This is a genomic window from Streptomyces sp. 35G-GA-8 (assembly GCF_023534745.1).
Lineage (GTDB): Bacteria > Actinomycetota > Actinomycetes > Streptomycetales > Streptomycetaceae > Streptomyces.
On the sequence record NZ_JAMHJQ010000007.1, the window covers coordinates 422,689 to 442,728 of the forward strand.

The 20,040-nt window shown below is 72.2% G+C and carries 15 protein-coding genes; 13 read left to right on the top strand and 2 right to left on the bottom strand.

The window, feature by feature from the left end; translation table 11 throughout:
* Window positions 1-19: 19 nt before the first annotated feature.
* On the bottom strand, window positions 20-229 hold the full coding sequence (locus M1203_RS18690) for a hypothetical protein (protein WP_249950870.1): 210 nt from the start codon (window positions 227-229) through the stop codon (window positions 20-22).
* A 92-nt stretch (window positions 230-321) separates the two neighbouring features.
* On the opposite strand from M1203_RS18690, the gene M1203_RS18695 reads away from it, so the two are divergent.
* From M1203_RS18695 to M1203_RS18745, 11 genes are all read left to right on the top strand, one after another.
* Window positions 322-1,530: a bifunctional adenosylcobinamide kinase/adenosylcobinamide-phosphate guanylyltransferase gene (locus M1203_RS18695; protein ID WP_249950871.1), complete on the top strand. Its 1,209-nt coding sequence runs from the start codon at window positions 322-324 to the stop codon at window positions 1,528-1,530.
* 652 nt (window positions 1,531-2,182) lie between these two features.
* Window positions 2,183-3,271: a nicotinate-nucleotide--dimethylbenzimidazole phosphoribosyltransferase gene (cobT, locus tag M1203_RS18700; protein ID WP_249950872.1), complete on the top strand. Its 1,089-nt coding sequence runs from the start codon at window positions 2,183-2,185 to the stop codon at window positions 3,269-3,271.
* 75 nt (window positions 3,272-3,346) lie between these two features.
* The gene (locus M1203_RS18705) at window positions 3,347-5,125 is read left to right on the top strand and encodes a phosphatidylglycerol lysyltransferase domain-containing protein (RefSeq protein WP_249950873.1); all 1,779 of its coding nucleotides are present in this window, start codon (window positions 3,347-3,349) and stop codon (window positions 5,123-5,125) included.
* Between the two features lie 23 nt (window positions 5,126-5,148).
* Entirely contained in the window at window positions 5,149-5,964 is an 816-nt protein-coding gene (locus M1203_RS18710) for an adenosylcobinamide-GDP ribazoletransferase (RefSeq protein WP_249950874.1), read from the top strand.
* Between the two features lie 204 nt (window positions 5,965-6,168).
* The gene (locus M1203_RS18715; RefSeq protein ID WP_249950875.1) at window positions 6,169-7,701 is read left to right on the top strand and encodes a leucyl aminopeptidase; all 1,533 of its coding nucleotides are present in this window, start codon (window positions 6,169-6,171) and stop codon (window positions 7,699-7,701) included.
* A 248-nt stretch (window positions 7,702-7,949) separates the two neighbouring features.
* Window positions 7,950-9,338 (top strand): dihydrolipoyl dehydrogenase, encoded by a 1,389-nt coding sequence (gene lpdA, locus M1203_RS18720; RefSeq protein WP_249950876.1) that lies wholly within the window; start codon window positions 7,950-7,952, stop codon window positions 9,336-9,338.
* Window positions 9,339-9,434: 96 nt separating this feature from the next.
* Window positions 9,435-11,216, top strand: coding sequence for a 2-oxoglutarate dehydrogenase, E2 component, dihydrolipoamide succinyltransferase (sucB, locus tag M1203_RS18725; RefSeq protein WP_249950877.1), 1,782 nt, complete (start codon window positions 9,435-9,437; stop codon window positions 11,214-11,216).
* Between the two features lie 131 nt (window positions 11,217-11,347).
* The gene (locus tag M1203_RS18730) at window positions 11,348-11,971 is read left to right on the top strand and encodes a GntR family transcriptional regulator (protein WP_249950878.1); all 624 of its coding nucleotides are present in this window, start codon (window positions 11,348-11,350) and stop codon (window positions 11,969-11,971) included.
* 216 nt (window positions 11,972-12,187) lie between these two features.
* Window positions 12,188-14,866, top strand: coding sequence for a pyruvate dehydrogenase (acetyl-transferring), homodimeric type (gene aceE, locus M1203_RS18735; RefSeq protein ID WP_249950879.1), 2,679 nt, complete (start codon window positions 12,188-12,190; stop codon window positions 14,864-14,866).
* 82 nt (window positions 14,867-14,948) lie between these two features.
* Window positions 14,949-15,914 carry a YafY family protein gene (locus tag M1203_RS18740; protein ID WP_249950880.1) on the top strand — a complete coding sequence of 322 codons (966 nt, stop codon included), beginning with the start codon at window positions 14,949-14,951 and terminating at the stop codon, window positions 15,912-15,914.
* Window positions 15,915-16,022: 108 nt separating this feature from the next.
* Window positions 16,023-16,544, top strand: a complete 522-nt coding sequence (locus M1203_RS18745; protein WP_249950942.1) for a DUF4240 domain-containing protein — start codon at window positions 16,023-16,025, stop codon at window positions 16,542-16,544.
* A 10-nt stretch (window positions 16,545-16,554) separates the two neighbouring features.
* Here M1203_RS18745 and M1203_RS18750 read toward each other — a convergent pair whose 3' ends face one another.
* Window positions 16,555-17,052, bottom strand: coding sequence for a GNAT family N-acetyltransferase (locus M1203_RS18750; protein WP_249950881.1), 498 nt, complete (start codon window positions 17,050-17,052; stop codon window positions 16,555-16,557).
* 35 nt (window positions 17,053-17,087) lie between these two features.
* On the opposite strand from M1203_RS18750, the gene M1203_RS18755 reads away from it, so the two are divergent.
* Together M1203_RS18755 and M1203_RS18760 are read left to right on the top strand one after the other, a co-directional pair.
* Window positions 17,088-17,981, top strand: a complete 894-nt coding sequence (locus M1203_RS18755; RefSeq protein ID WP_249950882.1) for a TIGR01777 family oxidoreductase — start codon at window positions 17,088-17,090, stop codon at window positions 17,979-17,981.
* A 672-nt stretch (window positions 17,982-18,653) separates the two neighbouring features.
* Window positions 18,654-19,976 (top strand): NAD(P)/FAD-dependent oxidoreductase, encoded by a 1,323-nt coding sequence (locus M1203_RS18760; RefSeq protein WP_249950883.1) that lies wholly within the window; start codon window positions 18,654-18,656, stop codon window positions 19,974-19,976.
* Window positions 19,977-20,040: the final 64 nt, after the last annotated feature.

Sequence of the window (20,040 nt, forward strand, 5' to 3'; positions counted from 1 at the left end):
GCACCCGTGCGCGTACGGGTCAGCTCTCGTCGGCCCGCAGGCTCATCGGACCGTAGATCTTGGCACCGTCCTCGAACAGCGAGACCTGCTCCGCGCCTCCGTCGAGAAGCTCCTTCCACGCCTCGCCGACCCACGACTCGGCATCCCCCTGCGTCGTGAACTCCTCAGGCTCCACCGCCGGCGAGACCTCCGTCCCGTCGGCCTTCTCGAACCGCCACATCCACGCCATGTGCGCCTCCCGGCTCCCGCGGAACTGATCAATTTCCTGCCCGCAGCGTAGCCGGGCGCGCACCGTGAGCGGTGACACGGGAGGATCGCCCCGTGGAACTGACTCTGCTCGGCACCGGAGCCCCCTCGGGACTCCCCCGCCCCCACTGCACCTGCGCCGCCTGCGCGACCGCCCGAGGTGAGCGCGCCCGCGCCGCGACCGCCCTGCTGGTGGACGGCGTCCTGCTGCTCGACCTCACCCCGGGTGCGGCGCTCGCCGCGGCCCGCGCCGGGCACTCCCTGGCGGGCGTACGGCAGGTCCTGCTCAGCCATCCGCACGACGGTCCGGCGGTGGAGCTGCCCGCCGGACTGCCCGCGGCGGGCCGGGTGGCGGACGGCCGGGTACTGACGCTGCTCGGCGGACACCGGGTACAGGCGGTGCCGATGGACGCGCCGGGTACGGGGTACGAGGTGACGGCGTCCGGCGGCGAGCGGCTGCTGTATCTGCCGCCGGGCGGGGCGCCCGCGGGTCTCTCACCCGAGAACGGCCGGGCCGCGGCCCCCTACGACATGGTCGCCGCCGACGTGGTGGGGCGGCCCGACGCGGTGGCGCGACTGCGGGCGGCGGGGGCGATCGGGCCCGACACCGATGTCATCGCCGTCCATCTCGACCACGATGTGCCGCCGGGCCCCGAACTGGACCGGCGGCTGGCGGCGGCGGGCGCGCGGGCCGTACCCGACGGGACGACGCTGATCGTCGGCGCGTACCACCCCGTGCCCCAGGTGCCCCGGCGCACGCTGGTGACCGGCGGGGCGCGTTCGGGCAAGTCCTGGGAGGCGGAGCGGCGGCTCGCGGCGTTTCCCGGGGTGCTGTACGTGGCGACCGGCGGCGGTCGCGAGGGCGACCCCGAGTGGGACGCGAGGGTCCGCGCGCACCGTGAGCGCCGGCCGGGGTCCTGGCGCACGGAGGAGACCTGCGACCTCGTGCCCCTGCTCGCGGCGGAGGGCCCGCCGCTGCTGATCGACTGCCTGTCGCTGTGGCTGACGGACGCGATGGACGGGGTGAACGCGTGGGACGACGCGGCGTGGGCGGCGGGGGGCGAGAAGGCGCTGCGGGAGCGGACGGGGGCGCTGGTGGCGGCGGTACGGGCTACGCGGCGCACGGTGGTGGCGGTGACGAACGAGGTGGGGTCGGGGGTGGTGCCGGGGACGGTGTCGGGGAGGCGGTTCCGGGATGAGCTGGGGAGGCTGAACGCGGGGGTGGCGGGGGAGTGTGAGCATGTGCTGCTGGTGGTGGCGGGCCAGGCGGTGGCGCTGCGCTGAGCTCGCGCGGTTTCGGTTGCGGTCTCGTTGTCGGCTGCCGGGGTCCGGGGCCTCCGGAGGTACATGTCCGGACGGCACGATTTACGGCGCGAACCTGCCCAGACGATGGTTCGGGCGTCCGCGCGCCACAAATCACGCTTTAGTGTCCGGACACGCACCTCCTACGACCCCGACCCCCTCCCCCGGTGGTCCCAGCTGCTCGCCGCCCGGCGGGGTGTTGGGGGCGGGTGCGGCCCGGTGGCCCCGGCTACTCGCCGTCCCGGCCGGGGCGGGTGGGCTGGTGCGGAACGGTGCCGCCGCCTCCCCCACCCACCCTCGCGCACGACCGGGCCGCTTGAGCGGGCGGTGAAGGGGGGCGCGCAGGGGTCGTGTCCGGGACGTAGAGCGTGATTTGTGGCGCGCGACCGCCCGTTTCCTGACTGTGGCCCGTTGCGCGCCGTAAATCATGCAGTCCCGGACGCGAACCCGGAGCGACCACCGGCAACAACCCGCACCCGAAAACCGCCCCCAGCCGAAACGCACCGCAACCATGCCCCCGCCGGAGGCGCACCGCCCGGAGCGACCACCGGCGACAACCCGCACCCAACCACCGGCCCCAGCCGAAACGAACCGCACCCCCAACCGCCCCCGGCCAAACGGTAACCTCGGCGAAATGAGCTCGCTTAATCTCGATGACTTCTCCGATCTGATCGAGCGCCCCGACAGCGGTACGCGGCGGGACGCCGAGGAACGGCGGGAGCGGCTGGCCGTGCCGAGTGGGGCGCTGGGGCGCCTGGACGAGCTCGGTGAGTGGCTCTCCGCCGCGCAGGGGTCCGTACCGGTCAAGGCCGTCCGGCAGCCCCGCGTCGTGCTGTTCGCGGGTGATCATGGCGTCGCCGCGCTCGATGTCTCGGGGCGGCCCGCCGGCAGCGCGCAGTCGCTGGTGCGCGCGGTGCTGGAGGGCGAGAGCCCCGTCGCCGTGCTGGCCCGGCTGGCGGAGGTGCCGGTGCGGATCGTGGACGCCGGGCTCGACTGCGATCCGGCGCTGCTGCCCGACGAGGTCGTACGGCACCGGGTGCGGCGTGGCAGCGGGCGGATCGACATCGAGGACGCGCTGACGATCGAGGAGGCCGAGCGGGCCGTACGGCTCGGGATGGCGATCGCGGACGAGGAGGCGGACTCGGGCACGGATCTCGTCGTACTGGGCGATCTCAGCGTCGGCGGCACGACCTCCGCGGCCACCCTGATCGCCGCGCTGTGCGGTACGGACGCGTCCGTGGTGACCGGGCGTGGTGGTGCCGGGATCGATGATCTGGCGTGGATGCGCAAGTGCGCGGCGGTGCGGGACGCGCTGCGCCGGGCGCGGCCGGTGCTGGGGGATCAGCTGGAGCTGCTGGCGACGGTGGGTGGCGCGGATCTGGCCGCGACGACCGGGTTCCTGCTGCAGAGCGCGGTGCGGCGGATGCCGGTGATCCTCGACGGTGTGGTCTCGGCGGCCTGCGCGCTGGTCGGCCAGCGGGCGGCGTTCCGCGCGCCGGACTGGTGGCTCGCGGGCCAGTTGACCGGGGAGCCCGCGCAGGCGAAGGCGCTGGACAGGATGGCGCTCAACCCGCTGCTGGACCAGGGCGTCACCGTAGGGGAGGGATCCGGGGCGCTGCTCGCGCTCCCGCTCGTCCGGGCCGCGGCCGCTCTCGCGGCGGAGTTGCCCGAGCGGGCCGCGGCGCGGGACGCGGAGGACTCCTCGGAGTACGTCACCGAGTGAGGCATCGGTGCGGTCGCTACCACGAGCGGCCGTATCAGTCTGCATGAAACACGATGCCCCATATGATCGTGTTTTATGGGAGAAGTCCGCATGGCTGTCTATCCGTTGGGCCGGGCGACCGGGGCGAGCCGGGCCACCGACCGTTCGCGGCGCGGCGCGGCGTTCGCGGTCTGGTATCTGCGCGCCGTCACCTTCGTCAACTTCCTGAGCGCCGTATGGGTCTCGCTCGGTCAGGATCTGCGGCGGCACAACGTCGACAACTACTTCACCCCGTATCTGCTCACGGCGGGCTTCGCGTCCGGTGTCTTCACGCTCTTCCTGGCGATCACCATGCGCCGCCGCAAGCGTGCCGCCTGGATTCTCAATCTCGTTCTCGCCGGGTCCTTCCTGCTGCTGTTCTCGTTCGTGATGGTCTTTCCGGAGATCAGGCGGTACCCGCAGAACTGGGTGTCGCTGGGGCTGACCGGCGCCTTCGTCTGCGCGCTGCTGCTGGGGCGGCGGGAGTTCTACGCGAAGGGCGACCGCTCCAACCCGAGGCTGGCGGCGGCCGTGGCGGTCGGCGGGCTGCTGGTCACCTCGCTGCTGGCCGCGCTGCTCGTCACCGTCACCAACACCGCCGGGGGCTCCTCGTCCTTCACCGAGCGCTGGCGGTACGGGACGGCGCGGCTCGTCTCGCTGATGGCGGACGACTCCCGGTTCCCGGGGATCGTGACACCGGGCTGGGTCAAGGTCACCATCAACGTCCTGTCCACACTGCTGCTGCTCGCCGTGTTGTACGCGGCCTTCCGCTCGCGGCGCGCGGTCGACCCGATCACCGGGGACGACGAGGCGAGGCTGCGGGTGCTCCTGGACCGGCACGGGGAGCGTGACTCGCTCGGCTATTTCGCGCTGCGCCGTGAGAAGAGCGTGATGTGGTCCCCGACCGGCAAAGCCGCCATCACCTACCGGGTGGTGGGCGGGGTGTCGCTCGCCTCCGGCGATCCGATCGGTGATCCGGAGGCATGGCCGGGGGCCATCGAACCCTGGCTGGCCGAGGCGCGGGAACACGGCTGGCTGCCCGCCGTGATGGGGGCGAGCGAGGAGGCCGGCACGATCTACGCCCGGCACGGTCTGGACGCGCTGGAACTGGGCGACGAGGCGCTCGTCGAGACCGCCGAGTTCACCCTGGAGGGGCGGGCCATGCGGACCGTGCGCCAGGCGTACAACCGGGTCGCGCGGGCCGGCTACCGGGTCACGGTCAGGCGGCACGAGGACATTCCCGCCGACGAGATGGCCGAGCTGCTGCGCCGCGCCGACGACTGGCGCGACGGCGCGACCGAGCGCGGCTTCTCGATGGCGCTCGGCCGGCTGGGCGACCCGGGCGACGGCCGCTGCGTGATGCTCGAATGCCATGACGGGAAGGGCGAGCTGAGGGCGGTGCTGAGCTTTGTGCCCTGGGGGCCCAAGGGGCTCTCGCTCGATCTGATGCGCCGTGACCGGGACAGCGAGAACGGGCTGATGGAGTTCATGGTCATCGAACTCCTCCGGCGCGCGGGGGAGATCGGGATCACCCAGGTCTCGCTGAATTTCGCGATGTTCCGGTCGGTCTTCGAGCGGGGCGCGAAGCTGGGCGCGGGCCCGGTGCTCCGGCTGTGGCGCTCGCTGCTCAGCTTCTTCTCGCGCTGGTGGCAGATCGAGTCGCTGTACCGCGCCAACGCCAAGTACCGGCCGATCTGGGAGCCGCGCTTCATGCTCTTCGAGAAGAGCGCCGATCTGCTGCGCATCGGTATCGCGGCGGGCCGCGCCGAGGGCTTCCTGGAGGCGCCGGGGCTGCCGGGGTGGCTGCACCGCAGAAGGCTGGGGACGCGTCGCTGACCGTCGCGGGCTACTCTCGCGCGATGACCCCCATGGACGGCGAACGCGTGGACGCCGCACGCGCCCCGGTGGCCGACGGCATACGGTTCGCCTTCGGCACCCTCACCGTGCTCCCGGTCCGGCTGAGGCGCTGGGACCGCGGCGCCGCCCGTGCCGGGATGCTGAGCGCGCCGGGCGCCGGGCTGGTCGTGGGGGCGGGCGCGGCGGGCGCCGGGGCGCTGCTGCTCCTGGCGGGCGCGCCACCGCTGCTCGCGGCGGTGGCGGCGGTGGCCGTACCCGCCGTCCTCACCCGCGGTCTTCATCTCGACGGCCTCGCCGACACCGCGGACGGCCTCGGCAGCGGCAAGCCCGCCGAGGACGCGCTGCGGATCATGAAGCGGTCGGACATCGGTCCGTTCGGGGTGATCACGCTGGTGCTGGTGCTGCTGGGGCAGATCGCGGCGGTGGCCGGTCTGTACGCCGGGAGCCCGGCGCGCGGCGCGGTGGCGGTGGTCGTCGCCGGGGTGACGGCGCGGCTGGCGCTCACCCTGGCGTGCCGTACGGGGGTGCCGCCGGCCCGGCCCGACGGTCTGGGCGCGGCGGTGGCGGGGGTGGTGCCGGTACGGTCCGCCGCGGTCGCCGCGCTGCTCGTCCTGGCGGCCTGCGCGGCGGCCGGTTCGCTGTTCGGTCCCTACGGCGCGGTGCGGCACGCGCTGGCGGCCGTGGCCGGACTGGTCGCGGCCCATCTGCTGCTGCGGCACTGCGTACGGCGCTTCGGCGGGGTCACCGGCGATGTCTTCGGCGCCCTCGCGGAGACGGCCGCGACCGTGGCGCTGGTCGCGCTGACGCTGGGCTTGTGACACCGGCTGTCCGGTGTTGTTCCGGCGGGCCGCAATGGTGCGAAAGCCGCCCACAGCCGAAGGAACCGCCTCCCCGGTGAGCGACGTATATCACTGAGCGTAGGCTCGTTCCCGCCGCGGGCAGCCTCCGCTTACGATGCGGCGGGCACGGTCGGCCCACCCCTCGACCGCCAATGAACCTAACGGAAGCGAGATTTCACCACCGTGACTGCTCTCACTCTCAGCACTGCCGGGGCGGCGACGCTGCGCGCCGACGCGATTGTCGTCGGTGTCGCGAAGGGCGCCAAGGGACCGGTCGTGGCGCCGGGCGCCGAGGCCGTGGACAAGGCTTTCGACGGAAAGCTCGCCTCCGTCCTGGAGACCCTCGGCGCCACGGGTGCCGAGGGAGAGGTGACCAAGCTGCCCGTGCTGTCGGGCCTGAAGACACCGGTCGTCCTCGCGGTCGGGCTCGGCCCGGTCCCGAAGAAGGACGCGACGTACGACGCCGAGGCGCTGCGCCGCGCGGCCGGGGTCGCCGCGCGCGCCCTGTCGGGCGTGAAGAAGGCCGCGTTCGCGCTGCCCGTCGAGGCGTCCGATGACGTCGAGGCCGTCGCCGAGGGCGCCCTCCTCGGCGCGTACGCCTTCACCGCGTACCAGGGCGGCGAGAAGAAGGCCAAGAAGGGCGACAACGGCCCGAAGCGGCCGCTCGGCGAGGTCGCGCTGCTGGGCGCCAAGCCGCGCGACAAGGCGCACAAGGCCGCGGCCGACCGCGCGATCGCGCTGACCGAGGAGGTCAACCGCGCCCGTGATCTGGTGAACACCCCGCCGAACGACCTCACCCCCGAGTCCTTCGCCGCCGTGGCCACCGCCGCCGGCAAGGAGAACGGCATCAAGGTGCAGGTCCTCGACGAGAAGGCGCTCGCCAAGGGCGGCTACGGCGGCATCCTCGGGGTCGGCCAGGGCTCGGCCAACCCGCCGCGGCTGGTGAAGCTCGCCTACACGCACCCCGAGGCGGAGAAGACCCTCGCCCTCGTCGGCAAGGGCATCACCTACGACTCGGGCGGCATCTCGCTGAAGCCGGCCGGTCACAACGAGACGATGAAGTGCGACATGAGCGGCGCCGCCGCGGTGTTCGCCGCCGTCGTCACGGCCGCGCGGCTCGGTCTTCCCGTCAACGTCACCGGCTGGCTCGCCCTCGCGGAGAACATGCCGTCCGGCACCGCCACCCGCCCGGGTGACGTGCTGCGCATGTACAGCGGCAAGACCGTCGAGGTCCTCAACACCGACGCCGAGGGCCGGCTCGTGCTGGCCGACGCGCTGACCCGGGCCTCCGAGGAGAACCCGGACGCGATCGTCGACGTGGCGACCCTGACCGGCGCGATGGTGCTGGCGCTGGGCAACCGGACGTTCGGGATCATGGCGAACGACGAGGCGTTCCGTACCTCGATCCACGAGATCGCGGAGGAGGCGGGCGAGGCGTCCTGGCCGATGCCGCTCCCCGCGGACCTGCGCAAGGGCATGGACTCCCCCACCGCCGACATCGCGAACATGGGCGAGCGGATGGGCGGCGGTCTGGTCGCCGGACTCTTCCTGAAGGAGTTCGTCGGCGAGGGCATCACCTGGGCCCACCTGGACATCGCGGGCCCGGCCTTCCACGAGGGGGCGCCGTACGGCTACACGCCGAAGGGCGGTACGGGCTCCTCGATCCGTACGCTCGTCAAGCTCGCGGAGCGCATCGCCGCCGGCGACCTGGGCTGAGTCACGGACCGGGTCACGGTCCACACGCGAAGGCCGGCGGACCGGGGCTCCGGAGGCGGGCGGGGGCGGGAGAAGTATGTCGCCCGTCTCACCTCCGGGGCCCCGCGTCCCGTCTTGCTTCGACAAGTGCGAAGATGGGTTCTCGGCAGGACAGGGCCCCCACCACAGGGCCGAAGACATAGCGGCCGAAGACCAGCCGCCGCCCGGTCACCGGACCGCGCCCGGCGCACATGCATGGAGGACGTGACGTGGCGAACGACGCCAGCACCGTTTTCGACCTAGTGATCCTCGGCGGCGGTAGCGGCGGTTACGCCGCGGCGCTGCGCGGAGCGCAGCTGGGCCTGGACGTCGCCCTGATCGAGAAGAACAAGCTGGGCGGCACCTGCCTGCACAACGGCTGCATCCCCACGAAGGCTCTGCTGCACGCCGGCGAGATCGCGGACCAGGCGCGCGAGAGCGCGCAGTTCGGTATCAGGACCACCTTCGACGGCGTCGACATCGCCGGTGTGCACAAGTACAAGGACGAGGTCATCTCGGGCCTCTACAAGGGCCTCCAGGGTCTGGTCGCCTCCCGCAAGGTGACCTACATCGAGGGCGCGGGCCGGCTCTCCTCCCCCACCTCCGTCGATGTGAACGGGCAGCGCGTCCAGGGCCGTCATGTCCTCCTCGCGACCGGTTCCGTACCGAAGTCGCTGCCGGGTCTGGTGATCGACGGCGACCGCGTCATCTCCTCGGACCACGCGCTGACGCTGAACCGCGTCCCGCAGTCCGCGATCATCCTGGGCGGCGGCGTCATCGGCGTCGAGTTCGCCTCCGCGTGGAAGTCCTTCGGCACGGACGTCACGGTCGTCGAGGGCCTCAAGCACCTCGTCCCGGTCGAGGACGAGAACAGCTCCAAGCTGCTGGAGCGCGCCTTCCGCAAGCGCGGCATCAAGTTCAACCTCGGTACGTTCTTCGAGAAGGCCGAGTACACGCCGGACGGTGTCCGGGTGACGCTGGCCGACGGCAAGACCTTCGAGGCGGAGATACTGCTCGTCGCGATCGGCCGCGGTCCGGTCTCCGAGGGTCTCGGGTACGAGGAGCAGGGCGTCGCGACCGACCGCGGCTATGTCCTCGTCGACGAGTACATGCGCACGAACGTGGAGACCATCTCGGCGGTCGGTGACCTCGTCCCGACCCTCCAGCTCGCGCATGTCGGCTTCGCCGAGGGCATCCTGGTGGCCGAGCGGCTGGCCGGTCTGAAGACCGTTCCGATCGACTACGACGGCGTGCCCCGGGTGACGTACTGCCACCCCGAGGTCGCCTCCGTCGGTATCACCGAGGCCAAGGCCAAGGAGATCTACGGCGCGGACAAGGTCGTCGCTCTCAAGTACAACCTCGCGGGCAACGGAAAGAGCAAGATCCTCAAGACCGCGGGCGAGATCAAGCTCGTCCAGGTCAAGGACGGCGCCGTGGTCGGCGTCCACATGGTCGGTGACCGTATGGGCGAGCAGGTCGGCGAAGCTCAGCTGATCTACAACTGGGAGGCCCTGCCGGCCGAGGTCGCGCAGCTCATCCACGCGCACCCGACCCAGAACGAGGCTCTCGGCGAGGCCCACCTGGCCCTGGCCGGCAAGCCCCTCCACTCCCACGACTGATGCTTCAGTCCGGGCGCGACGACCACTACCGCACTTCCCCTCGCTCGGCGCTCCGCGCGAGCTGGGGAGACCCCATCGTTAGGAGCAACTGAAACCATGGCGGTTTCCGTAACCCTGCCGGCGCTCGGCGAGAGCGTCACCGAGGGCACTGTCACCCGCTGGCTGAAGGCCGAGGGCGAGCGCGTCGAGGCCGACGAGCCCTTGCTCGAGGTCTCCACCGACAAGGTCGACACCGAGATCCCGGCCCCGGCCGGCGGTGTGCTGGCCTCCATCAAGGTGGCCGAGGACGAGACCGTGGAGGTCGGCGCCGAGCTGGCCATCATCGACGACGGCACGGGCGGCGTCGCGGCGGCCCAGCCGACGCAGACCGTTCCCGCTCCGGCGCCGGTCGCCGAGCCCGCCCCGGCCCCGGTGGCCGAGGCTCCCGCGGCCCCCGCTCCGGCCCCCGCGCCCGCCGCCGCTCCGGCCGGTGGCGCCTCCGGCACCGACGTCACGCTGCCCGCGCTGGGCGAGTCGGTCACCGAGGGCACCGTCACCCGCTGGCTGAAGCAGGTCGGCGAGGAGGTGGCGGAGGACGAGCCGCTGCTCGAGGTCTCCACCGACAAGGTCGACACCGAGATCCCCGCCCCGGTCGCCGGTGTGCTGCTGGAGATCGTGGTCGGCGAGGACGAGACCGCCGAGGTCGGCGCCAAGCTCGCCGTGATCGGTGCTCCGGGGGCCGCCCCGGCCGCCGCTCCGGCTCCGGCCGCTCCGGCGCCCGCGCCGGTCCAGCAGGCTCCGGCCGCCGCCCCGGCTCCCGTCGCCGCTCCTGCACCGGCTCCGGCCCCGGCGCCCGTGCCGGTCCAGGCCGCTCCCCCGGCTCCGGCACCCGCTCCGGCCGCCCCGGCACCCGTGGCCCCGGCCCCGGTCACCCCGGCGCCCGCCGCGACCACCGGTGACGACGGCGCGTATGTCACCCCGCTGGTGCGCAAGCTCGCCGCCGAGAACGGTGTCGACCTGTCCTCGGTCAAGGGCACCGGCGTCGGTGGCCGTATCCGCAAGCAGGACGTCGTCGCCGCCGCGGAGGCCGCCAAGGCCGCCGCGCGGGCCGCCGCCCAGGCTCCGGCCGCCGCTCCCGCCGCCGTGTCGAAGGCGCCCACGCTGGAGGCGTCCCCGCTGCGCGGTCAGACCGTCAAGATGACCCGCATGCGCAAGGTCATCGGCGACAACATGATGAAGGCGCTGCACACGCAGGCCCAGCTGACCTCCGTGGTCGAGGTGGACATCACCAAGCTGATGCGGCTGCGCGCCCAGGCCAAGGACTCCTTCGCCGCGCGCGAGGGCGTCAAGCTCTCCCCGATGCCGTTCTTCGTCAAGGCGGCGGCCCAGGCGCTGAAGGCCCACCCGGTCATCAACGCCCGGATCAACGAGGACGAGGGCACGATCACGTACTTCGACTCGGAGAACATCGGCATCGCCGTGGACTCCGAGAAGGGTCTGATGACCCCGGTCATCAAGGGTGCGGGCGATCTGAACATCGCCGGTATCTCCAAGAAGACCGCGGAGCTGGCGGCGGCGGTCCGGGCGAGCAGGATCACCCCGGACGATCTGGCCGGCGCGACCTTCACCATCAGCAACACCGGTTCGCGCGGTGCGCTGTTCGACACGATCATCGTGCCGCCGAGCCAGGTCGCCATCCTGGGGATCGGCGCCACCGTCCGGCGTCCCGTGGTCATCAACCACCCGGACCTCGGCGAGACGATCGCGGTGCGCGACATGACGTATGTCGCGCTCTCCTACGACCACCGGCTGGTGGACGGCGCCGACGCCGCCCGCTATCTGACGGCGGTCAAGGCGATTCTGGAAGCCGGCGAGTTCGAGGTCGAGCTCGGACTGTAGGCCCGAAAAGCCTGACGGCACTCTGTACGGCAAAGGCGCCCCCGCCCGGATCATTTCCGGGCGGGGGCGCCGCCGTATGGTGCGCGCCGCCGTATCGTTCATCCATCGACCGCTGCCCCCAGGAGCGCTTCATGACCCCGCCCGTCATCCACTCGCTGCGCGAACAGATCCGCGAGCACATCGTGGAGGGGATCGTCAGCGGCCGCTGGAAGCCGGGTGAGCGGATCGTGGAGCGGCGCATCGCGACCGAACTGCGGGTCAGCCAGACGCCCGTACGCGAGGCGCTGCGCGAGCTGGAGAGTCTGCGGCTGATCGAGTCGGCGCCCAACAAGGGCGTACGGGTTCGGAATCTGACCGCGGCCGATCTGGAGGAGAGCTATCCGGTACGGGCGGGGCTTGAGCAGATCGCCGCGGAGCTGGCCGCCGAGCGCCTCGCGCTGGACTGCTCGGCGCTGGAGCCGCATGTACTGGCGCTGTACGAGGCGGACCGAAGAGCCGACGGGACCGGTCAGGTGCGGCACACCGTGGCCTTCCACCGGGAGCTGGTGCGGGCCGCCGGTAACAGTGTGTTGCTGCACACCTGGGAGGGGCTGGGCATCGAGGTCTTCACCGCGCTGTCGATCCGCTGGCTCGGAACGGTGCAGAAGTCGTACGCCGAGGAGCACGAGGAGCTGGTCCAGGCGTTCCGCAGAAGGGATCCGGGCATTGGCGCACTGGTGAAGGACCATGTGCTCGGATGTGCGCCGCGCGCCTGATTCGCCCCTTCTGTCATGACTCACTCTCCGTCACTCGGTGCCCCGTTCTGCGGCACGGAATGCCAATTTCTCCAGATCGAGAAGTTTTGCCTTTCAACCCTTTGATCGATCATCGATCAGCGATTTACAGTCTTAGACGGACTGCACCCAGTCCTCCGCCCTGTCCTGCCAGACAAGGCTCTTCTCCACCCCCCTCCTGTCCGGAAGGCGGCGACCATGCCCGACCCCGTAGGCAAGCTTCCGAGTGAGCTCGACCAGCTCCCGGACCGTGATGCCGAGGAGACCGCCGAGTGGGCGGCCTCGCTCGATGCCGTGACCGAGCACGCCGGCCCGCACCGCGCCGCCTATCTGATGCGGCGCACCCTCCATCACGCGGGAACGGCCGGGGTCCCGGTGCCCGCGCTGCTGGAGACCGACTATGTGAACACCATCCCCACCGCCTCGGAGCCCGCCTTCGACGGCGACGAGGCGATGGAGTCCCGGATCACCGCCTGGAACCGCTGGAACGCGGCGGCCATGGTCACCCGCGGCGCCCGCTTCGGCGTCGGCGGCCATATCGCCACCTTCGCGTCGGCGGCCTGGCTCTACGAGACCGGCTTCAACCACTTCTTCCGCGGCAAGGAGTCCCAGGAATCTCCCGGCTCCGGCGACCAGCTCTATATCCAGGGCCACGCCTCCCCCGGCATATACGCCCGCGCCTTCCTCGACGGCCGGCTGACCGAGTCGGACCTCGACAACTTCCGCCAGGAGGCGGGCGGCAAGGGTCTGCCCTCGTACCCGCATCCGCGCCGGCTGCCCTGGCTGTGGGAGTTCCCCACCGTCTCGATGGGCCTCGGCCCGCTCTCCGCGATCTACCAGGCGCGCTTCAACCGCTATCTGACCAACCGCGGGATCAAGGACACCTCCGCCTCGCACGTCTGGGCGTTCCTCGGCGACGGCGAGATGGACGAGCCCGAGTCGACGGCGGCACTGGCGCTCGCCTCCCGTGAGCAGCTGGACAATCTGACCTTTGTCATCAACTGCAACCTCCAGCGGCTCGACGGTCCCGTCCGCGCCAACTTCAAGATCGTGCAGGAGCTGGAGGCGCAGTTCCGCGGCGCCGGCTGGAATGTCATCAAGTCGCTGTGGGGCTCGGCCTGGGACGAGCTGTTCGCGCTGGACACCACGGGGGCGCTGGTCCGCCGGCTGCGCCAGGTGCCCGACGCGCAGTTCCAGACGTACGCGACCCGCGATGTCGCCTACATCCGCGAGCACTTCTTCGGTGTGGACCCGGCCCTCATCGCCCTCGCCGAGCTGCTGCCCGACGCGAAGATCGCCGAGTGCTTCTACACCTCGCGCGGTGGCCACGAGGCCCGCAAGGTGTACGCGGCCTACCGCGCGGCCCTGGCGCACAAGGGCGCCCCGACCGTGATCCTGGCGCAGACCGTGAAGGGCTACACGCTCGGCGCGGGCTTCGAGTCGCGCAACGCCAACCACCAGATGAAGAAGCTCTCGGGCGACCAGTTCCGCGCCATGCGGGACCTGCTCGACCTGCCCATCCCGGACGCGAAGCTGGACGACAGCCTCGTACCGTACGGCCACCCCGGCGCCGACTCCCCCGAGGTCCGCTATCTCCAGGAGCGCCGCGCGGAGCTGGGCGGCCCCGCCCCGGCCCGCCGGGTGCACGCGGTGGCCCTGCCCGAGCCGTCCGACAAGCCGTTCCAGGCCGTCTACAAGGGCTCGGGCAAGCAGTCCGTGGCGACCACCATGGCGTTCGTCCGGCTGATGAAGGACCTGATGCGGGACAAGGAGACCGGCAGGCGCTGGGTCCCGATCGTCCCGGACGAGGCCCGCACCTTCGGTATGGAGGCGCTGTTCCCGTCGGCCGGCATCTACTCGCCGCTGGGCCAGACGTACGACCCGGTCGACCGCGACCAGATCATGTACTACAAGGAAGCCAAGGACGGCCAGATCCTCAACGAGGGGATCACCGAGGCCGGTTCGATGGCGGACTTCATCGCCGCGGCGACGTCGTACGCGACGCACGGCGAGACGATGATCCCCTTCTACATCTTCTACTCGATGTTCGGCTGGCAGCGTACGGGCGACCAGATGTGGCAGCTCGCCGACCAGCTCGGCAAGGGCTTCATCGTCGGTGCCACCGCGGGCCGTACGACCCTGACCGGCGAGGGCCTCCAGCACGCCGACGGCCACTCCCATCTGATCGCGTCCACCAACCCGGCCGCGCTCAACTACGACCCGGCGTTCGCGTACGAGATCGCCGTGATCGTCAAGGAGGGCCTGCGGCGGATGTACGGCCCCGAGGCCGAGGACGTCTTCTACTACCTGACGGTCTACAACGAGCCGATGCCGCAGCCCGCGATGCCGGAAGGCGTCGAGGAGGGCATCGTCAAGGGCCTGTACCGCTTCAAGGAGGGCACCCCGGCCGCGGCCGACGCCCCCCGTACCCAGCTGCTGGCGTCCGGTACGGCGATCCACTGGGCCCTGGAGGCACAGGAACTGCTCGCCGCCGACTGGGGCGTCACCGCCGATGTCTGGTCCGCCACGTCCTGGGGCGAGCTGCGCCGGGACGCGATGGAGGCCGACGAGGCGCTGCTGCGCGGCGAGGAGCGGGTGCCGTATGTGACGCGCGCGCTGTCCGGCGCGCCGGGTCCTGTCCTCGCGGTCAGCGACTGGATGCGTCAGGTCCCCGACCAGATCAGCCAGTGGGTCGAGCAGGACTACACCTCGCTCGGTACGGACGGCTTCGGCCTCTCCGACACCCGGGAGGCGGCCCGCCGTCACTTCGGTGTGGACGCCCGGTCGATCGTGGTCGCGGCGCTGGCGCAGCTGGCCCGCCGGGGCGAGGTCAAGCCGGAGCGGGTGGTGGAGGCCCGCGAGCGCTACGGCCTCTGAGCCCGTCGGGTCGCTCAAGGCCCGGTGAATGCCCCGGGAGCCCCTGTCACGGTGTGGCGGGGGCTCCCTGCATCATGGTGCAATGCGTGCTGCTCGGCTGATCAAGATGGTGCTCCTGCTCCAGTCCCGACCCTCCATGACCGCGGGCGAACTGGCCCGGGAGCTCGAAGTGTCCGAGCGGACCATCACCCGGGACGCCCAGGCGCTCTCCGAGGCCGGGGTCCCGGTCTACGCGGACCGCGGCAGAACCGGTGGCTACCGGCTGGTCGGCGGCTACCGCACACGGCTGACCGGGCTGGCGCGCGGCGAGGCGGAGGCGCTGTTCCTCTCCGGAGTGCCGGGCGCGCTGCGGGAGATGGGGCTCGACGATGTCTCGTCGGCGGCCCGGCTGAAGGTGTCGGCGGCGCTGCTGCCGTCGCTGCGGGACGCCTCGGACTCGGCGGCGCAGCGCTTCCATCTGGACGCGCCGGGCTGGTACCAGGAGCCGGAGACGCCCGAGCTGCTGCCGGTCCTCGCCGAGGCGGTCTGGGACGACCGGCTGGTCGCGGCGCGCTACCGCCGCGAGGACACCGAGGTGGAACGGGAGCTGGCCCCCTACGGTCTCGTGCTGAAGGCCGGTGTCTGGTACGTATGCGCCTGTTCCCAGGGGGCTTTCCGGGTCTACCGGGTGGACCGGTTCACCTCGGCGGAGACCTTGCAGGAACGTTTTTCCCGGGATGAGTCCTTCAATCTGCCCGGGTTCTGGGAGGAGCGCGCCGCCGAGTTCGCCCGCTCGCTGCTGCGTACGGAGATCGTGGTCCGGCTCTCGGCGGACGGCGCCCGGCGGCTGCCGTACACCGTCGACCGCGTGGCCGCCCGCGAGGCGCTGGCGACGGCCGGTCCGCCGGACGACCGGGGTCTGCTCACGCTCGCGCTGCCGGTGGAGTCGGAGGACGTGGCGTACGCCCAGCTCCTCACGCTCGGCCCGGACGTGGAGGTCCTGCGACCGGACACCCTCAGGGACCGCTTCGCCGAGGCGGCACGGCGGATGCGGACGCTGTACGAGTGACGGGGCCGCCGCGCGGCGTCGGCCCACCCGAACATCCGGCAACGAAACGGCTCACAATCCGTGGCTCCGCGTGCGCCGCCCTCCCGTAAGCACGATGCTTGACCCGTGATGGACGAGACGGAGTTCTGGGAGATCGTCGACAGCACCCGCGAGGCCGCCGAGGGCGACCCCGAGGACCAGGCCGATCAGCTGGTCGAGCGGCTGCTGCAACTCGACCCCGAATCCGTACTGGACTTCTCGCGCCACTTCGAGTCGCGTTACAACCGCGCGTACCGCTGGGACCTGTGGGGCGCCGCCGCCGTTCTGCTCGGCGGCGTCAGCGACGACGCCTTCGACTACTTCCGCTGCTGGCTCATCGGCCAGGGCCGCGAGATCTTCGAGGGCGCGCTGCACGACCCGGACGCGCTGGCCGAGCTGCTGGACGACTTCGACCCGGACATCGACGGGGACGGCGAGGAGCTGGGGTACGCGGCCGACGAGGCGTACGAGCAGCTGACCGGCGTGGTGGCACCCGCCCTGGGCATCGCCTCCCAGCCGGCCGAACCGGAGGGCACACCACTGGACTTCGAGGACGAGGCGGCGCTCGCCGAGCGCTTCCCGCGGCTCTCGGAACGCTTCGGCGGCGCGTAGGTCCTCTCGCTCAGTCCGTCAGCGAGATCCCCATGAGCACGTCGTCCACATACCCACCGTCGAGGAAGAACTCCCCGGGCAGAACCCCCTCGACGACATAGCCCTCCGCCTCGTACAGCGCCCGCGCGGGCGCGTTGTGGCCGAGCACCCGCAGCGTCAGCCGCCGCGCCCCCTGGTTGCGCGCGTGCAGCGCCGCCGCGCGCAGCAGGGCGCGGGCCACCCCGCGCCCCCGCGCCCACTCGTGGACCGCGAGCCCCTGTATCTGCCGCACATGCGCGTTACTGGCGAGCGGCGTGGACCGCACCACCCGGACGTAGCCGGCGATCCGCTCGTCATCGACCTCCGCGACCAGGAAGTCCTCGGGCCGGTGCAGCGCGTCGAAGAACGGACCGTACGGCGGCTCCGGCCTCGGCGACACGGCGTGCAGCGACGACCAGGTCGCCCGGTCGAGCTCGCCCAGGGTTCCGTCGTCGGAAAGGAGTGCGGGACGTATCTGTGCGTCGGACATGGCGCAACTGTGCCATGGGCCGTTCCAGGGGCAGGATGGGTCCCATGAGGATCGCGATCACCGGTTCCACCGGGCTCATCGGTACGGCACTCGCACGCTCCCTGGGCACCGACGGCCACGAGGTGGTCCGCCTGGTGCGGCGCCCCGTCCGGACGGCCGACGAGGTCGAGTGGGACCCGCTGCGCCAGCGGGTCGACGCCCACCGCCTCAACGGCTGCGAGGCCGTCGTCCATCTCGCCGGAGCCGGCATCGGCGACCGCCGCTGGACCGAGGCCTACAAGAAGGAACTCCGCGACAGCCGGATCCTCGGCACCGCCGCCATCGCGGAGGCCGTCGCCACGCTCGACCAGCCGCCCCGGGTGCTCGTGTGCGGATCCGCCATCGGGTTCTACGGCGACACCGGGGACCGGAAGGTGGACGAGAGCGCGCCGCCGGGCGACGGGTTCCTGCCCTCGCTCTGCGTGGACTGGGAGGAAGCGGCCCGGCCGGCGGAAGAGGCGGGCGTACGAACGGTGTTCGCGCGCACGGGCCTCGTGGTCGCGCGGGGCGGCGGGTCCTGGGGCCGGCTCTTCCCGCTGTTCCGGGCGGGGTTGGGCGGACGGCTCGGCTCGGGGCGCCAGTACTGGAGCTTTGTCGCGCTCCACGACGAGGTGGCGGCGCTGCGGCATCTGATCGACACGGAAGCCCTGGAGGGCCCGGTGAACCTCACCGCGCCCGAACCCGTCACGAACCGCGAGATCACGGCGGCGATGGGGCGCGTCCTGCACCGCGCGACGCCGTTCCCGGTGCCGGCGGTGGCGCTGCGGGTGGTGCTGGGCGAGCTGTCGGCGGAGGTCCTGGGCAGCCAGCGGGTGCTGCCTACGCGGCTGCTGGAGTCGGGCTTCAGGTTCGCGTTCCCGACGATCGAGGAGGCGATTGGGGCGGCGTAGGGGGTGCGTTTCGGCTGGGGCCGGTGGTGGTGTGCGGGTTGTCGCCGGTGGTCGCTCCGGGCTCGCATCCGGGACTGCATGATTTACGGCGCGGTTCTGGCCTGTCGTTGGTTCGGGCGGTCGCGCACCACAAATCACGCTCTACGTCCCGGACACGACCCCTGCGCGCCCCCCTTCACCGCCCGCACAAGCGGGCCCGGCCGTGCGCGAGGGCGGGCGGGGGAGGCGGCGGCACACTCCCGCACCAGCCCACCCACCCCAGCCGGGATGGCGGATCGCCGGGGCCACCGGGCCGCACCCGCCCCCCACCCCCAGCCGAGTCGGCGCGTAGTCGGGACCCACCGGGGGAGGGGGTCGGGGTCGTAGGAGGTGCGTGTCCGGACACTAAAGCGTGATTTGTGGCGCGCGGACGCCCGAACCATCGTCTGGGCAGGATCGCGCCGTAAATCATGCCGTCCGGACATGTACCTCCGGAGGCCCCGGCCCCCGGCAGCCGACAACGAGACCGCAACCGAAACCACACCACGACCGCCCCCCATGCCTCCGTGACCCCCGTCGCGCGCGGACTCCCCCCGCCCCCTCCCTCCCTACTCTCGACCCAACTCGGGCGTTCCAGGGGCCTGATGCGCGCATCAGCCCCCACCCAGCCGCGCCGACCTCGGGGAGGGGCACGTGCTCAGCACCGCACTCAGCAGCGCGCACCACGCAGACGTCGTCATCATCGGAGCCGGCCTCGCGGGTCTGGCCGCGGCTCATCATCTGACCAGCGCCGGGGTGAGAGTCAGCGTCCTGGAGGCCGCCCCCCACGTCGGCGGTCGCATGGCCACCGACCGGGTCGACGGCTTCCGGCTCGACCGCGGCGGGCGGCTGCTCACCACCTCGTATCCGGAGTTGCTGCGCACCCCGGGACTGGAGGGCGCCGCGCTGCGGATGTTCTCGCCGGGCGTGGTCGTGCACAGCGACGGGCGGAACTACCGGACCGGGGCCGTAGGGAGCGCGCGGAGCGCACTGACAGTGGCGCGCGCCCTGGCGAGCGCCCCCCGCCCACCGCTCGGCGGCGCGGTCGACCAGGCCCGGCTGGGCGCGGTCCTGGGCCGCCTCGCGGCGACGCCGACCTCCCGGCTGCTGGCCCGCCCCGAACGCACCGCGCTGGAGGCCCTGTCGGTCCGCGGGCTGCCCGTGCGTACGGTCAACGGCTTCGTCCGCCCGCTGCTGTCCGCGCTGCTGTGCGATCCGGAGCTGACCACGTCGAGCCGGTGCGCGGACCTCGCGCTGCGCGCGTTCGCCCGGGGCAGGCTGTGTGTGACCGCCGGCGGCTCCTCCGTACTGCCCGAACTGCTGGCGCGGGCGCTGCCGGAGGGCACGGTCCGTACGGATGTGTGTGTGACGGACGCGTCGATATCCGGTGTCACCACCAAGGAGCACGGCGAGATCTCCTGCCGCTCGCTCGTGGTGGCGACGGGCGCGCGGGCCGCGGCCGAGCTGCTGCCGGGGCTGCGGGTGCCGGACTTCCACGCGGTGACGGTGCTGCACCACACCGCGCCCGCTCCCCCGTTGACCGATCCGACGCTGCTGCTGGACGCCGACCGGAGCGGACCGGTGGCGCATACGGCCGTGATGAGCGCGGTGGACCCCTCGCGCGCGCCGGAGGGTCGCGTGCTGATCTCGTCGACGGTGCTCGGGCCCCCTCCCCCGGCCGCCGTTCTCGACCGTACGGTCCGCGCGCAGCTCGCGCGGCTCTATGGGACGCCGACCGACGACTGGGAGCTGCTGGCCGTCCACCACGACTCGGAGGCGGTGCCCGCGATGCCCCCGCCGCACGATCTGCGCCGTCCCGTACGGCTGTTGTCGGGGCTGTATGTGTGCGGCGATCACCGCGATACGAACACGGTCCAGGGCGCGCTGTTCTCGGGCCGCCGCGCCGCCCACGCGATCCTGCGCGATCTGGGCGTGCGGCCCGCGTACGGGCCGTCGCAGCTGCCGGCGGTGGCGTAAGTCGTCATACTCCGCGCGGAACAAGGTCTCCGGTCCCGTCCGGGCGCCGACTCACCTCGGACGG